The 16426-nt window shown below is 59.0% G+C and carries 16 protein-coding genes; all 16 read left to right on the top strand.

Features of this window, described 5'->3' with window-relative positions; translation table 11 throughout:
- Positions 1-75: 75 nt before the first annotated feature.
- The 16 genes from AC07V9_RS04175 (at position 76) to AC07V9_RS04100 (ending at position 16315) form a co-directional block, all read left to right on the top strand.
- Entirely contained in the window at positions 76-612 is a 537-nt protein-coding gene (locus AC07V9_RS04175) for a carboxymuconolactone decarboxylase family protein (protein ID WP_495014430.1), read from the top strand.
- Positions 613-633: 21 nt separating this feature from the next.
- Entirely contained in the window at positions 634-1662 is a 1029-nt protein-coding gene (locus AC07V9_RS04170; protein WP_495014429.1) for a VOC family protein, read from the top strand.
- 72 nt (positions 1663-1734) lie between these two features.
- Positions 1735-2706, top strand: coding sequence for a flavin reductase (locus AC07V9_RS04165; protein ID WP_495014428.1), 972 nt, complete (start codon positions 1735-1737; stop codon positions 2704-2706).
- Positions 2703-3629 (top strand): fumarylacetoacetate hydrolase family protein, encoded by a 927-nt coding sequence (locus AC07V9_RS04160; RefSeq protein WP_495014427.1) that lies wholly within the window; start codon positions 2703-2705, stop codon positions 3627-3629. The genes AC07V9_RS04165 and AC07V9_RS04160 overlap by 4 nt, the downstream gene beginning before the upstream one ends.
- Positions 3630-3666: 37 nt before the next feature.
- Positions 3667-4281 carry a glutathione S-transferase family protein gene (locus tag AC07V9_RS04155; RefSeq protein WP_495014426.1) on the top strand — a complete coding sequence of 205 codons (615 nt, stop codon included), beginning with the start codon at positions 3667-3669 and terminating at the stop codon, positions 4279-4281.
- A 15-nt stretch (positions 4282-4296) separates the two neighbouring features.
- Complete coding sequence (locus AC07V9_RS04150; protein ID WP_495014425.1) at positions 4297-5196, top strand: LysR family transcriptional regulator; 900 nt, start codon at positions 4297-4299, stop codon at positions 5194-5196.
- Between the two features lie 411 nt (positions 5197-5607).
- Complete coding sequence (locus tag AC07V9_RS04145) at positions 5608-7317, top strand: DUF1302 domain-containing protein (protein WP_495014424.1); 1710 nt, start codon at positions 5608-5610, stop codon at positions 7315-7317.
- Between the two features lie 10 nt (positions 7318-7327).
- Positions 7328-8695, top strand: a complete 1368-nt coding sequence (locus AC07V9_RS04140; protein ID WP_495014423.1) for a DUF1329 domain-containing protein — start codon at positions 7328-7330, stop codon at positions 8693-8695.
- Between the two features lie 42 nt (positions 8696-8737).
- Entirely contained in the window at positions 8738-9850 is a 1113-nt protein-coding gene (locus tag AC07V9_RS04135; protein WP_495014422.1) for a WD40/YVTN/BNR-like repeat-containing protein, read from the top strand.
- A 48-nt stretch (positions 9851-9898) separates the two neighbouring features.
- Positions 9899-12373 (top strand): efflux RND transporter permease subunit, encoded by a 2475-nt coding sequence (locus AC07V9_RS04130; RefSeq protein WP_495014421.1) that lies wholly within the window; start codon positions 9899-9901, stop codon positions 12371-12373.
- A gap of 56 nt (positions 12374-12429) precedes the next feature.
- Entirely contained in the window at positions 12430-12906 is a 477-nt protein-coding gene (locus AC07V9_RS04125) for a VOC family protein (RefSeq protein ID WP_495014420.1), read from the top strand.
- A gap of 63 nt (positions 12907-12969) precedes the next feature.
- Complete coding sequence (locus AC07V9_RS04120) at positions 12970-13497, top strand: nuclear transport factor 2 family protein (RefSeq protein ID WP_495014419.1); 528 nt, start codon at positions 12970-12972, stop codon at positions 13495-13497.
- Positions 13498-13620: 123 nt separating this feature from the next.
- Positions 13621-13977: a DUF4286 family protein gene (locus AC07V9_RS04115; RefSeq protein ID WP_495014418.1), complete on the top strand. Its 357-nt coding sequence runs from the start codon at positions 13621-13623 to the stop codon at positions 13975-13977.
- An 18-nt stretch (positions 13978-13995) separates the two neighbouring features.
- Positions 13996-14487, top strand: a complete 492-nt coding sequence (locus AC07V9_RS04110) for a VOC family protein (protein WP_495014417.1) — start codon at positions 13996-13998, stop codon at positions 14485-14487.
- A 72-nt stretch (positions 14488-14559) separates the two neighbouring features.
- A complete protein-coding gene (locus AC07V9_RS04105) occupies positions 14560-15435 on the top strand; it encodes an SMP-30/gluconolactonase/LRE family protein (RefSeq protein ID WP_495014416.1) in 876 nt (291 codons plus the stop codon).
- 136 nt (positions 15436-15571) lie between these two features.
- Positions 15572-16315 carry an SDR family NAD(P)-dependent oxidoreductase gene (locus AC07V9_RS04100; RefSeq protein ID WP_495014415.1) on the top strand — a complete coding sequence of 248 codons (744 nt, stop codon included), beginning with the start codon at positions 15572-15574 and terminating at the stop codon, positions 16313-16315.
- Positions 16316-16426 lie beyond the last annotated feature (111 nt).

The following is a 16426-nucleotide window of genomic DNA, read 5'->3' as shown; positions in this document are numbered from 1 at the left end:
ATGCCGGGGCCTGGCTGTTAGCCAGGCCCCGGCACCGGTAATCCAACACCAAAACAAGAAATTGCGGAGCTGTGTATGCCTCGTATTCACCTGCCCACCCCTGATGAAGCCCCTCAAGCATTTGAGTTGCTTCGCGCCAAACGTGGCCACGCCCCCAACGCTCAAATCTTTCGCACCCTCGCGATTTGCCCCGAGATCCTGGAAGCGTTCATTCCCATGGCTGACGCCGTTCGCCAAGGCTGCGGCATCGACCCGAAGCTGCGGGAAATGGCCATCGTGATGTCGTGCCAGACCATGGGCACGAATTACGAACACGATCCCCATTGGAATCGCGCCCTCAAAGAGGGCGTTTTGAAGGAGCAACTGCTGGCACTTTGGGATTTTGAAAAGAGCCCATTGTTCTCCGACCTAGAGAGGGCGGTGCTTCGCCTCGCCCGGGATGCCACCCGGGCACCCGCGCAGGTAAGCGCCGATGTCTGGGAGGCCGTTCACCGCGAACTGGGCCCCAAACAGAGCCTGGCGCTGCTGTTCAATATTGGTTGGTACAACATGACCGGTCGGTTGACTGGCCCCCTTGAGTTGAGCAACGAAGCGGATTTCATTCGGCTCTGAACAGACATCAGGAGACTCTCCATGCCACTGCCAAAACCGGTCTACTACCCACCATTCAATATCACCCGCTCCAGCCACGCCATCATCACCTCGCGCGATCTGGAAGCCAGCCGCGATTTCTATGAGCAGGTCATCGGCCTGGTGCTGACCGAGCGTGACAATGACACCCTGTATTTTCGGGGCCTTGAAGAAGTCTGCCACCACAGTCTGGTGATCAAGCGTCACGACGGCGAGCCGCAAGCGGAAGCGATCGGTTTTCGCGTTTACACCGAAGAAGAACTGGATAAGGCGCAACACTTCTACACCGCCAAAGGGTTGCCCGCACGTTGGATCGAAGTGCCCCATCAGGGCCGAACGCTGCTGGTCAATGACCCGGCAGGCACGCCGGTTCAACTCTGCGCCACCATGCCGACCACGCCCCGGCTGTACACGCAGTTTCAGGACTTCAAGGGCGGCGCGGCGATGCGCTTCGACCACTACCAGATCCAGGCGCCCAATGTGCAGGAACAAACCGATTTCTACGCAGAAATGGGTTTTCGCATTTCAGAATACATGGCGCTTGATGACAAGCTGATCGCGACCTTCCTGTTCCGCAAACCCGGCACACAAGACATTGTTTTCCTGGAAAACCCCGGCCCGCGTTTGCACCATTTTGCCTACACCGTTTCTGACACCCATAGCATCATCCGGGCGTGCGATATCGCTGGGAACTTGGGTATGGGAGATGTAGTGGAGCGAGGGCCGGGTCGTCACGGCCCGGCTGGCGTGATGTTCGTTTATCTGCGTGATCCGGATGGCCACCGGGTGGAGCTGTTCTGTGATCACTACCTGCTGATTGATATCGAGGTCGAGCCTGTTGCCTGGGATGTGCGCAAGCCAGGGCTGTCACTGCGCTGGGGGCTGCCGCCACAGGAGGCCTGGTTCAACGAAACCACACCGTTTGGCGGCATTGCCACAAAACAGCTGGATCACGAACGTGGACCGCTGTCGACGCTTGAAACGTATCTGGCCGAGAAAGCACGGGTCAGAGCAGCCAAGACCGGGCAGTAGTCCTGCATCACAGCGACTTCGTTGACCCGGCACAACACGGCGATATCGATAACAACACAAGAGGTATTGACGATGACCCCACAGACTTCAACCCCGACAGATGTGGTCAAGACTGGCCCGGCGTTTGATGGCCGAGCCTTGCGCGACGCTTTTGGTTCGTTCGCCACAGGCGTGACGATTGTCACCACCTCCGGGCCCGGCGGCGTGGATATCGGTTTGACCGCGAACAGCTTTTCATCGGTCTCCCTGGACCCGCCAATGGTGCTCTGGAGCCTGGCGCGGACTTCCTTGAACATGGATGCATTTCGCAACAGCGGATACTTCGCCGTGCATATCCTGTCTGCCGATCAGGAGGCGCTTTCAGCACGCTTTGCCAGCAAAGGTATCGACCGGTTCGAGGGCATCGTGGTTGATCGTGGGCCAGGCAGCATTCCCATGCTGCGCGATTGCATGGCGCGGTTCACGTGCAAGCTGGCTTTTCAGTACGAGGGTGGGGATCACGTCATCTTCGTCGGCGAGATTGTCGACTTCAACCATTCGGCGCAGAAGCCTTTGGTCTTCCATGGCGGGCGCTATGGGATGTTGCTGCCCAAACAGGGCTCTCAGGCAGCGGTACCGGCAGGCGAGCTCAGCAACCTGTCAGCCGATGATCTGCTGTATCAAGTGTCGAATGCCTACTTCCAGACCCGGCAAACCGTCATCGAGAAGCTTGAGTCCCGCCAATGGACAGCAGAGGAATACGCCGTGCTGAGCATCATCGGTCGGGAAGACGGGCTGTGCATGCCCGAGATCGTCGCGCGCAGTGAGAAGGTGCGAGGGCAAGGGGTATCGGCCGCCATCGTGCAGAATCTCATCGTGCGTGGATTGCTTCACGAGGTCGACTCCGGGGATGGGCAGGTCGCTGTTCGATTGACGCCCGAAGGCCGTCTTTCGGTGCTGGAGCTGATCGCGATCCGCAAGTCCAGCGAGGCCGACGTGCAAGGTGACCTGGACCCCAGCGAAGTGCATCTGCTCAAGCATCTGCTGGCGCGGCTGGCCGCATGAAAATCGCCCGTTATCAATCTGCAAGCGGGCAGGAGCGGCTGGGTGTCGCTGCCTCAGTATCCGGGCTCGAAAGGCTGGTTGATGTGGCTAGGCTGGCGGCGGCGCGCGGTGAAACCCGAACACCCGCCACTGTCATGGCGCTCATCGAGGGGGGCGAGCCGGCGATGGACGCGACCCGCGAGTTGCTGGCATGGGGAGCACGCCGCCACGACCCGCTCTGGCTGGATGATCCGGACACGGTGAAGTGGCTGACGCCTGTGCCGGAGAAATCCATGATCTGTGCTGGACGCAACTTTGGCCGGCATTTGCTGGAGTCGACCAAGGCCAATACCACCAGCAAGCTGCACAGCAACTTCCCAACAGGCTTCATCAAGCTGGGCCGCACGCTGGTCCCGCACAAGAGTCAGGTGAGAAGACCCGATGATGTGCGCAGTTTCGACTATGAGGTAGAGGTCGCGCTGGTGCTGGGCAAGACCATCGATGCGTACAGCGATATCGACCCGGCCAGCGCCATCTTTGGCTACACCATTTTCAATGACCTGTCCGCGCGTGAATGGCAGCTTCGCGAAATGCAGAACGGCATGATCATGCTGGGCAAAAACTTCCCGGGCTTCGGCCCTCTGGGGCCGTACATTCTCACCGCAGACGAGGTGCCAGACCCGGCCGGCCTGGTGCTGTGGCTGAAGGTGAATGGCGAGTTGCGCCAGTACTCGGATTGCCGTGACCTGATATTCAGCTTCGCGCAAATGGTCGAGTTTTGGTCCCGCTTCGGTCTTGTCCCGGGTGATCTAATCAGCACCGGCACCCCCGAAGGCGTTGCGCTCCACCACAAACCCGATCCCCAGGCGTGGTACCTCAAGCCCGGCGACCGGATTGAGGCGGGCGTGGACGGTATCGGCGTGCTGGAAACCTTCATCATCTGATAATAACAACGCCTATCAAGACAATTCAGGAGCTTTCATGAAACTGTATTTTCTGCCCGGTGCCTGCCAGATCGGCATCCACGCATTGCTTGCTGAGATCGGCAAGCCGTTTGAGATCGAGAAGGCGGCGCGGCCAAACACGCCAGAGTTCGAGGCCTACCTGCAGATCAATCCCAAGGGTAAAGTCCCTGCGCTGATTCGCGAAGATGGCTCGCTGCTAACTGAGTTCCCGGTGATAGCCCTGTACCTTGCGCGCACCAACCCGGAACGCGAACTGATCCCGACCGATATCGAAGGCGAGATCCGGGTGATGGAAATGCTCGAGCATTTAGTCTCGACCGTTCATATGCAGGGCTACACTCGGGTTCGTCGGCCTGAGAAGTTCGCGCCGAGCGAATCTGAGCATGCCGCAGTGAAGGGGCAGGGTTTGAAGATATTTCAGGCCGGGCTTGACCGGGCAGAACGGCAGATCAACGGCAAAGACTGGTTGTTCGAGAGAATGAGCATTGCAGACTTCGCGCTGTTTTACCTCGAGCACTGGTCTGTGCTCAACGGGATCGGCTCGCTAGGGCCTGGTTGTCAGGCGCACCACGACCGACTCTGGGCCAGGGACGCTATTCGTCGCGCTGTCGAGTCTGAACTCACCCATTGAGATGAGCGCTGCACCATGGACATGCTGCTGAAGCTGAAAGCTTTTGTCGTCACCGCCGACACCGGTAACTTCTCAGCCGCCGCGCGCGCCTTGCACACCTCGCCCTCGGTCATCATGAAGCGGGTTGACGAGCTGGAGTGGGATTTCAAGACCACTTTTTTTGATCGTTCAACCCGGCGCTTGACGTTGACCGACACGGGCCAGAGTTACCTGACCCATGCGCGGCAACTGCTCCGTTCCTACAGCGACATGGCCAGCGGCGCGATACTGAGCCCTGGCAGTATTGAAGGCCCCATCCGGATCAAAGCCCCTGCGGTTCTCATCCGGCAAGGCCTGGGTGATCTGTTCCTGCGGTTTCGCACCGAAAACCCGCTTGTTCACCTAGATATCGTTGCGTCGGACCGAGGCGGCAATCCGGTAGAGGAGGGGTTTGACATTTCGGTCGGCATGGACCAGATGGCGTATTCCGAGGTGGTCGAACAGATTATCAGACCTTTCCCCAGGCGCCTGTGCGCCGCTCCGGACTACCTCGCACAATGTGAGCCGTTGTTGCATCCACGCGGCCTGATTCATCACCCTTGCCTGGCATTCTCTATCGCTGGCTCCATCTGGGGTTTCAACTCCGCAGAAGGTCGTGTGGAGGTCGACGTGCGTCCCGTGCTCATCACCAATGATGAAGGCTACTTGTGTGCCGCCGCACGCAATGGCCACGGCATCGTCCAACTGGCCCTGCCAATCGTTGCCGACGCCCTGGAGGCGGGGGAACTTGTCCCGGTGCTCGAAGAGTTCGCACTGGTGGAGCGCTGGGTGAAGATCATGGTGCCGGCCGCGCGGCTGGAGCTGACGAGGGTCAAATTGCTGTTCGACAAGATGACGACGCACCTTAGCTCAGGCCGAGCTCCCCACATTCAATGAACGCTCCGTTACATCCATAGACTTTTCTTTTCCTCGTAATTGACCGTGCATGTACGTCAGCTTGACGGGCGCATGAGGAATCACTTTGCGTGTTCCACCGGACAAACAGCGTCCTGCTTTGGCCATCAAATATCTAACTGCGGTGCAGCGGGTTTAATCATTGTTCATGCCGAAAAGGCGCTGCATATACTCGAACCAACACAGATGCAGTCGGGTTAAGGACAAGAACAACACGCCTTCAACCAGACCCTGGGTTGCCTGCACAACGATGCACTCTTGCATGAATAAAACCGGTTATGCACCTATCAGGGGAGGTCTTCTCGTGGGCCACTGTGGCCTGCCACGGTTGATTTAACCGAGCAAAACAGCAACCGGAATTCATGCACCACACAATCTATTCAGGTAGCAATAATGCAAATAATAAAAATAAGATTTGCAGTATCGCAAGACGTTGTATGCCGCCAAAGTCTTCGATCGGTCGTTGTCGCCACCAGTTTATTGGCTGCTGGTTATTCGCTGGCCGCCCCCATCGATGTCGGTGATTCCGACTTCAAGGTACGGTGGGACAACACCTTCAAATACTCTGCTGGCGTGCGTGTCAAAAATCCCGATGACACGCTCACCCAGAACGTGCCCGCCACCGCCGGTAGCGGCGCAGGACCTTCAGCGCTGAACGCTGACGACGGTGACCGAAACTTCAAACGCGGCAGGCTCATCTCCAATCGACTCGACCTGCTGTCCGAAATGGACGTAGTTTACCGCGATGACTTCGGCTTCCGGCTGAGCGGCGCCGCCTGGTACGACGACGTCTACAACCAGAAAAACAAAAACGACTCTCCGGCCACCAACAACTCGTTGTCTGTGCGCAGCGACGAATTCACCGATGACACCCGCGAACTGCACGGCAGAAAAGCCGAACTGCTGGACGCATTCGTCTTTGGGGCAACTGACGTCGGCACTGCCCGGGTCAGTGGGCGCCTGGGGCGACACACGGTGCTATGGGGCGAAAGCCTGTTTTACGGCGCCAACGCCATTGCCGGTACCCAATCCCCCGTGGATGCGGTCAAGGCATCCTCCGTTCCCGGCTCGACCACCAAAGAGATCATCATGCCGGTGGGGCAGTTCTCGGGCCAGATTCAGTTTTCGCCCGCGCTGACGGTGATGGGTTACTACCAATACGATTGGGAGGCGACCCGCCTGCCAGCCGCCGGGAGCTACTTCTCGGTCAACGACTTCATCGCCGATGGTGGCGAGCGCATCCGCTTTGCGCCCGGGGTGCCCGGCATTGGTTTGTCGCGTGGCGAAGACATCAAGGCCAGCGACAAAGGCCAGTACGGGCTTGGCTTGCGCACGGCACTGGGTGATTGGGAATTCGGTGTCTATGCGATCCGATACAACGCCAAAACGCCGGTGCTTTACTCGCGAGCAGCCCGTACTCCAGTCGTCGGCGCCGGGTTTGGTGTGTACCAGTGGGTATACCCGGAGGACATCAAGGCATTTGGCATCAGCGCCACGACCACGGTGGACACCATCAACTACGCCGGCGAATTGTCTGTGCGGCGTGATACGCCCTTGACGAGCCTGCCGCAGGAGGTGGGTAACGCCCAGGCAGACAACAACCATCACGCGTTCTATGCCATCGGCAACTCGGCCCATGCCAACTTCTCCATGATCTGGACGATGCCGCGTAACTTCACCTCTGACGAACCGTCGCTCAGCATGGAGCTGGCCTACAACCAGCTGACCAGTTGCACCAGCAATTGCAATGCCATGGACCCGGGCCTTGATCGACGCGCCGAAGCCCTGCGTTTCGCTTACGCGATGCCGCAGCGCAACGTTCTGGATGGCCTGGATCTGACGCCGTCGGTGACCATGGGTTACAACCATGGCAAGTCGCCCGTGGTGATCATGGGGCCTGACAACGGCGGGGACATGACCTTCACCCTGGCAGGCAACTACCTGACCGTATGGGATTTTTCGCTGGCGTACACCCACTACTACGGCGCGGAAAACACCGCTACGTACGCCTCCACCGATCCCTCCGTCAACGGCACGTACACCTTCGAACAGACCCTGAAGGACCGTGATTTCATCTCCGTGTCCTTGCGTCGTACCTTTTAAGGGAAACCTCATGACTATTTTTTCTCGCCTGACCCTTCTGGCCCTGGCCTGCGCCGCAGTGGTAGCACCGGCCGCACACGCCGCTGTAGCTGCCGATGAGGCAGCCAGACTCAAGACCACGCTGACACCAATGGGCGCAGAGCGTGCCGCCAACAAGGACGGTTCCATTCCCGCGTGGGACGGCGGTTATCCGTTTGACGCCTCGGCCACTGCAGCGGCGATTCCGGATCTATTTTCCAAAGACAAGCCTCTGCTTACCATCACCGGCCAGAACGCAGATCAATACAAAGACAAGCTGACTGAAGGCACGATGGGGCTACTCAAGCGCTTCCCCTCATTCAAGGTTCAGGTCTTTCAAACCCGACGCACCGCCGGCGCTCCGCAGTGGGTCTACGACAACACCTTCGCCAACGCTACCCGGGCAACGATGGACCCCAGTGGTCAGCTCGGTCCGTTTCCTAAGGGTGCTTACGGCGGTGCGCCGTTTCCGATCCCGAAGACGGGCGAAGAGGCGATCTGGAACCACTTGCTTCGGTGGACCAGCCCCGGTTACCAGACCACCCCGAGCCTGGCCCGTGTGACGCCGGAAGGCAAGGTGATCCCTGTGTCGCAGAACGTGGCCAAGAGCTCGTTCCCGTACTACGACCCGAACAGCAACCTGGAAAAATGGCAGGCCGCAGGTTCGAACATCGTCGTGCGCCGGGTCGACACGTCTGGGCCACCCATCCGAGCCGGTGAGATTCTGCTGCAGCAGGTCAACATCAATGACGTCGAATCCAAGACGTGGGTTTACCTGACGGGCCAGCGTCGGGTTCGTCGCCTGCCGCTAACCTGCTGCGACGTCCCAAGCCCCGTGGCTGGCGGCATCCTCAACTTCGACGAGGTTGAGGTGTACTCCTCGTCCATCGGCCGTTACGACTGGAAACTGGTAGGCAAGACCGAGATGTACGTGCCGTACAACACCAACAGCTACCACCAGGCGGCCTCCATCGAGCAACTCATGAACCCGCAGACCGTGAACCCTGATTTCGTTCGCTTCGAGCAGCATCGAGTGTGGGTCGTGGAGGGCACGCTCAAGCAAGGACAGCGTCATGTGGTCCCGCGCCTGCGTGTGTATCTGGATGAAGACACCTGGATTGCTGTTGCAGGCGAGCGTTGGGATGCTCAGGGGCAACTGTGGAAGGTTACTTACAACCTGCCGACTGTGTTCCCGGGAGCGCCAGGCACCATTGTCGCAGGCTACATGTCGTACGACTTGATCGGCGGCGGGTACTTCGCTTCCGCCTATTTCCCTCGCGACAAACAGGTCGACCTCAAAGCTTCCATGCCGGCCCGCATTTTCACACCTGAATCGCTCTCGGGTGAAGGTGTGCGTTAGAGCATTGTCCGGCTTGAACAACGAAACGGATGAGATAACCGTATGAATAACAATAAGAATGAAGGTGTCGACGGATCCCGTCGCGCGCTGGTGTTGCTGGGGTTGGGGGTGGGGCTGCAGGTGTTGCTGGCACCGACACTGGCATCCACCACCGTTGCGGTCGTCTCTGCCGCGATGCCCGGGCCGTTGAACGAGCCGGCCACCATGACCACGCGAGCAGCGCATGCGATGTTGACGCGAGTGGTTCAAGCAGGTGATCGGCTGGTGGCGATGGGGGAGCGTGGTTTGGTCGTGCTATCTGACGATGGCGGCCACCAATGGCGCCAGGCCCGCGTGCCGGTGAGCGTAACCCTGACCTCGGCAAGCTTCGCCAATGCCCGCGAAGGCTGGATCGCCGGTCACAACGGGGTTGTGCTGCACACCTCCGATGGCGGCGAGACTTGGGCCGTGCAGACCGACGGCTTAGCGCTGGCCAAGGCAAGCCTGGCTCAGGCGCTCGGTTTGCCAGAGGGGGCTGCCGATCGCGAACGTCGCATTATAGAGGCCCAGCGTCTGGTGGACGATGGCCCGGACAAGCCTTTGCTATCGATCTGCTTCGCCGACGCGCGACGCGGCATGGTGGTGGGCGCGTTTGGGCTAGCGGCCAGCACCGAGGATGGCGGCAAGACCTGGACGCCGTGCCGTGACCGTTTGCCCAACCCCATGAGCTTGCACCTGTACGCGATTGCCCATCAGGACAAGAACTGGGTCGTGGCGGGCGAGCAGGGCGTACTGATGAGCAGCCGCGATGACGGCGTCAGCTTCGAAGCATTGGCCGCGCCGTCCGAGCGCACCTTGTTCGCCGCCACTGCTACGCAATCAGGTGGTTTCGTATTCGCCGGGCTGTTGGGTGCCGCTTGCCGTATCGATCCAGGCGCTACAGCGGTGACCGCCATCGATTTACCTGCACCGTTGACGATCCTCTCGTGCGTTGAACTGCGTGACGGCCGGGTGATGCTGCTGGCGCAAGGCGGGCAAGTTTTCGCCAGTCGCGATGCGGGTGTGCACTTTGCCGAACAGCCGCTGCAAAGGCGCGTGCCGCTGACCTCACTGATCGATGCCGCTGACGGCGGGCTGGTTGCCACAAGCCTGGGCGGTGTCGCCCGGCTTGGCTGACGCCCCGCTTTTTCATGATCACTCGCGCCCTCTAACGAGTTCAATGATATGACCACTGTGACACCACCCTCGACGACGACCTGCCAGCTGGAAGACTTTGATCCGCGCTCAGGCTCGTCCCTCGAACGCGCTGTTTTCAATCACCGCATCCTGGTGCTGTTGCTGTGCGCGCTGATTACGATCTTGCTTGGCTTCAGCGCCATGAGCCTGAAGCTCAATGCCAGTTTTGAAAAGACGATTCCCACTGGGCACCCGTACATCACCCACTATCTGGAAAACAAAAAAGAGCTCACTGGGCTGGGTAACTCGGTGCGCATCGCAGTGGAGGCGAGCAAGGGCAACATCTACACCGCGAGCTATCTGGAGACATTGCGCCAGATAAACGATGCAGCGTTCATGCTGCCTGGTGTCGACCGAGCCTTCATGAAGTCCCTGTGGACGCCGAACGTGCGCTGGACCGCCGTGACCGAGGACGGCCTGGACGGCGGTCAGGTCATCCCGCCACAGTTCGACGGCTCGCCTGCCAAACTCGAAGAGCTGCGCATGAATGTGCAGCGCTCTGGCGAAATCGGCCAACTGGTCGCCGCCAATGGCGGTTCTACCGTGATCCAGGTGCCGTTGCTTGAGCATGACGCCGCCGGCAAACCGCTGGACTACGCAGCATTGTCTCTACAGCTGGAACAACTGCGCGCCAAGTACAGCAATGACGAAGTGGCCATTCACATCACCGGCTTTGCCAAGCTGTCCGGCGACCTCATGGACGGCATGCAGGAAGTGATCGGCTTTTTCTTCATCGCGTTGATCATCTGCGCCGGGATGGTGTTTTTGTACAACCGAGATGTCATCAGCACTGCCCTGGTGGTCATGACCTCGGTCACTGGCGTGCTGTGGCAACTGGGCCTGCTGCCGCTGTTGGGGTATTCGCTCAACCCTTACTCCATGCTGGTGCCATTCCTTATCTTCGCCATCGGCATCAGCCATGGCGCGCAGAAGATGAACGGCATTCTGCAGGACATCGGCCGCGGCACGCATCGTTATGTCGCGGCGCGCTTCACTTTCAGGCGCCTGTTCCTGGCCGGTCTGACCGCGTTGCTCGCTGACGCCGTAGGCTTTGCGGTGCTGCTGATGATCGATATCCCGGTGATTCGCGAATTGGCCATCGCCGCGAGCCTCGGCGTGCTGGTGCTGGTCATCTCCAATCTGATTCTGCTGCCGGTTTTGCTCAGTTTTGTCGGAGTCAGCCGTAAGGCTGCGGCCAGGGCAGTGCTTCGTGAATGCGCTTCTGTCGCCGGGGAGAGCAGCGCGTTCTTCGTCTGGCTAGTGCGCTTTACCGAGGGTCGACGCGCCACACTGGCGATCGCGACAGCAGTGGTTCTGGCGGTGTTGGGTGTGGTTGTCGGCACTCAACTGAAAGTGGGTGACCTCGATCCTGGTGCTCCGGAGCTGCAAGCCGATTCGCGCTACAACCGTGACGTGAACTACCTGACCAAAAACTACGGTGCCAGCAACGACCTCTTTGCGGTGATGGTCAAGACCCCCGATGGAGGCTGCAGTCAGTATGGCGTTCTGCGTCGTGTCGATCAGCTCGAATGGGCGCTGATGGACCTGCCTGGCGTGGAATCCACTCAGTCGATCGCACGCCTGCAACGACGCCTGATGGTGGGCATGAACGAAGGCAGCCCTCTTTGGTACGACCTGCCGGGCAACCAGAGCATGCTCAACACCATTACTGCTCGTGCGCCCCGTGAGCTTTACAACGAAGAATGCAACCTGCTGACGGTGTATGCCTATCTGCGCGATCACCGTGCCGAAACGCTGCAGCAGGTCGTGGACCTGGTGGAACGGTTCGCGCAGGCAAACAACGACAAGGATGCAACCTTCCTGCTGGCGGCTGGCTCGGCAGGGATCGATGCCACCACCAACATCGTGGTTCACAAGGCGTGGTACCAGATGCTGTTCATGGTCTACGGCGCGGTGGCGTTGCTGTGTTTCGTCACCTTCCGCTCCTGGCGTGCGGTGCTGGTGGCCATGCTGCCGCTGATGCTGACTTCAGTCCTGGCCGAAGCTCTGATGGTGGTGTTGGGCATGGGCGTGAAAGTCGCGACGCTTCCCGTGATCGCGCTTGGCGTCGGCATCGGCGTGGATTACGCGCTGTATGTGCTGAGCGTGACGCTGGCCCGCCTGCGAGCAGGCGCCACGTTGAAACAGGCGTACGCCACCGCGCTGCAGTTCACCGGTCGAGTGGTGTTGCTGACGGGTGTAACCCTGGCAGCCGCCGTGGCGACCTGGCATTTCTCCAGCATCAAGTTCCAGGCCGACATGGGCCTGCTCCTGGCGTTCATGTTCCTGTGGAACATGCTCGGTGCCTTGGTATTGATACCGGCGCTGGCGCGTTTTCTGTTGCCCAAGGCACGTGAAGACTCACTGATTGAGGTCACCGATTGTGTAACTCCGCCTGCACCCTCAGCGCCCACGACAACGGATCAATCCGCAAAAATGCTGTACGAGCGATGCATGCCGTAATCCGTTCACCCTGAATCAATCAACGTATCAACAACCCTGAAAACAGAGGCAATACCATGGATCGTTATATCAACCGCTTGTTCCACGTCTGCATTACCGTCGCCGATATCGAAGAGGCGTTGGCGTTTTACTGTGATGTACTCGGTCTGGAGTCCATCGGCAAACTGAGGGGCGAACGGGCACCGGGTGAAATCCTCGGTTTTCCTGGCCAGATAATCGAAATTCATGCCGATCATCTGGTGGGCAAGGAAAAGGAAAACGCCACCGTCATCGACCTGATCGAGTTCGTTGAACCCAAAACCGTCGTCAACACCAACCCGCCTGCGCCACTCAACCACGCCGGCATCAACCGCATGGCGTTCGGGGTAGACAGCACCGATGCCGTCTATGAGAAGCTCAAAGCACGCGAGGACATTACTTTCCTGTGCGAGCCACAGGTCGTGATCGCGCCAACAGGCGGGAAATTCAAGATCCTGACGTTCACTGACCCGTACAACAACGTCCTGGAAGTCATCGAATACTGCAAACAGTAAGCGACTCAAACAACAACAAACGACTACGGTTTTTAGAATTCTCAGAAACCGGGGGAGATATAAATGAGCGTCACACAAGATAAATCCGAGATCATCGACGTCATTAACCTCTATGGCGTAGCGCTCGACGCCCACGCATGGGATTTGCTGGACGAAGTGTTTACCGAAGATGCGCACGCAGACTTCGGGCCCGCCGGGGCGGTGTGGAAATCGGTCGGTGCCCTGAAGTTCGCTTTCAAGGACTTCCACGAAACCCTCACCAACCACATGCACACGATGACCGGTTCTTGCGTTCACGTGGACGGCGATACGGCCTACGCGTTGACCTATGGCGACTGGCTGCTGTCCCGCGACTCGGCAGTGGGCGGCCCTGATTGGGTGGGCCGTGGCTGGTATGACGACGTGCTGGTGCGCACGAAAAAGGGCTGGCGCATCAAGGATCGCGTTTGCCGGCTGATTTCCTGGACAGGCAATCCGAACGTGCCTGAGCCGGCGTACGAACAGCATCCGGTGATGACGACGCACACCCTGCGTAGCCACCGTGAGAAAGGCAACATCCGCTACTTCGAAGCCATCTCCAAAAAGTCATAAGCAAAGAGCAACTACGGGTCCACTTCCGGTTTTCGGACGGGAGTGGCCACGGGTTCCTGTTGCCTGGATTTCCATTGTCCGCGTTCTTTTCAAAGAGCGCAGATCAGCATTGGACGATAAACAATGAGCGATAAAACAGTGATTTGGATCGTGGGCATCAACTGCCATGCAGACATCGAAAGCAAGTTCAACACCTGGTACGACGATGTGCATGTGCCGATGTTGCTCAAAGGCGACTTCGTCAAAAAAGTCACCCGTTTCAAGCTGGCAGAAGAGAGCTATCACGTGGGAGCCGAGACTCAGCCTTGTGCGACCTACCTGACGATCTACGAGTTCGAGGACCAGGCCAGGTTCGACGGCTGGATGAACAGCGACGCGCGCACAGAGGCTGGCGACGACAAAACCAACACATGGGGCGATCAGGTCTACGACGTCCAATGGGCCACACGCTACAACCTCACCAACACCTGGAACGTTTAAATAGGACGGTCAATAGCCATGAGCGCATTAGTCAAAAAGCTTCTCCATGTATGCATCACCGTGCCGGACGTCGATCAGGCCCTGAAATTCTACCGTGACGTGTTGGGCTTCGTTTCCACGTTCGAGACCAGAACCGATGAAGCCGATGGCCCGCTGCTGGGTTTTGCAGAAGATGAAATCAGCATCTACGCGCACCACATCCTGACGGCGGGCGCAGATCCCAAGCAGGCCACCGAAATCAACCTGATCGAGTACACCAACCCTCCGACGATTGTCGGCGATGGCCCTTATGACTTGATGAATCAAGTAGGTATTACCCGCTTGGCGCTGTTGGTTGAGAGCGCCAAAGAGGCGTTCGAGAAAATTCGTATCTACGGGGGCGTGGAGATCGTATGTGAACCCAAAGACATCATCATCCGTAAGCCCGGTGGCAACCTGACCATGACCTGGTTCAGCTTCAAAGACCCCTACGGCGTGTTCATCACCATCGCCGAGCCGCCAAAGGCGTGATCGCCGTCGGCTCAACGCTCGCGGTTGGGCGTCGGACCGCTCACATCGAGTCAAAAGAATCCGGGAGATAACATGCAGATCGATGTTCTGGTCGATGTAAAGACGACCATAGGCGAGGGGCCTCTATGGGATGTGCAGGAACAGCGCCTGTACTGGATCGATGTCGTCGGCGGCCGCGTGTTTCGCTGCACCGCTGACGGCCGAGAGGTTCGTACATGGGAGATGCCTGACACCATCGGGTCGCTGGCGCTGCGCCGTGATGGCGGGGCGGTGGTGGCATTGGGTTCGGGTTTTCATTTCCTCGACTTCGACACGGGTGAAACGCAACTGATCGCACATCCCGAAGCCGACAAGCCCCACAACCGGTTGAACGATGGCAAGGTGGATGCCCGCGGGCGCTTCATCGTTGGCAGCATGGATACCCGCGAGGGGTTTGCGGACGGCAGCCTGTTTCGCCTCGATCCGGACTTGTCCGTGCACACCCTGGACGCAGGATTTGCGATCTCCAACGGCCCCTGCTGGAGCCCGGACGGGTCGACCTTTTATTTCTCGGACACCTTCTCCGGCGAGATCTGGGCCTATGACTACGACCTCGAATCCGGGGGGATCGCCAACCGTCGCACGTTCACCAAAGCAGGTTTCACACCGACAACCGTGACCGACGGATCGACTGTCGACGCCGAAGGGTTTCTCTGGAACGCGCAAGTCTACGCCGGAAAACTCTGCCGTTTTGCGCCAGACGGTTGCCTGGACCGTGTCATTGAAATGCCGGTCAAGAAGGTCACGAGCGTGAATTTCGGCGGGCCGAACATGGACACACTGTTTGTCACGTCGATGGGCAAGCCGCCGTTGCCTCGCTATCCCGGTGACAACCAGATGCGCGGCAGTCTTTTCGCCATTCATGGTCTTGGGGTTCAAGGGTTGCCTGAGCCCCGTTTCGGTGGCTGATCGTAACCCCGGCACGGGCTCGCTCAAGCGTCGACGGTAGCCCGTCGTCGTTCGAGCGTGCGTCCCCTTCGGCGTATGCCAGACATTGCTGGGCATCAACCGGGAGAACACGTCTTCAATGCGAGAGGTGAGAGCAGTGCGTACACATGAAAATCGGGTGGCCGTGGTTTCGGGGTCCGCAAAAGGCATTGGTCAGGAATTGGCGATCCAGTTCGCCCAGCGCGGTGCCGCGCTGGCGCTGCTGGATGTCGCGGACCTTTCGCAAACACTTCAGCTCGTTGAGCAGGCCGGTGGAAAGGCCATCACCGTAGAATGTGACGTCAGCACGGAAGAGGGCTGGACGGCTGCAGGGGAGGCGGTCAGGGCCACTTATGGGCGCTGCGATATTCTGGTGAACAACGCCGGGATCTACCCCAATATTCACATCGACGATCTTGATTTCAGCACCTGGCGACGCACGTTTGAAATCAATCTGGACAGCATGTTTTTAAGCGCGAAAGTCTTCGTGCCGATGATGCGCGAGAATAAATGGGGACGGATTGTGAATCTCTCCTCAACGTCGATCGTGACCAACGCCACCGGCGTCAGCCATTACATGGCAAGCAAAATGGGCGTAATCGGCTTTACGCGCGGGCTTGCCAATGACCTGGGCAAAGATTTCATTACGGTTAACGCCGTCGCCCCGGCGCTCACCGCAACGCCAGGCACACGCCACGTGCCCGACGTTGTGCGTGACAGCGTCGTGAGTCAGCAGGTATTCAAGAGAATGGCCGTGCCCTGCGATATCGTCGGGCCGATTCTGTTCCTCACCAGCGATGATGCGAAGTTCATGACAGGGCAGTTACTGGCCGTCGACGGTGGGATGATGAAGGTCTGTTGACCGCCGCGCCGTATAGCCGTGATCAGGGTCCTTGGGAGAAGGGCAAACGGTCAGGTCAGCGTCTGGAACAGACGTATGCTGGCTGACGGTCATGCGCGCAGCACGCCCTGG

Source organism: Pseudomonas sp. GW821-FHT02A11 (genome assembly GCF_059421985.1).
The sequence above is the reverse complement of the archived record's forward strand: the minus strand, read 5'-3'. Positions and strand labels throughout refer to the sequence as shown.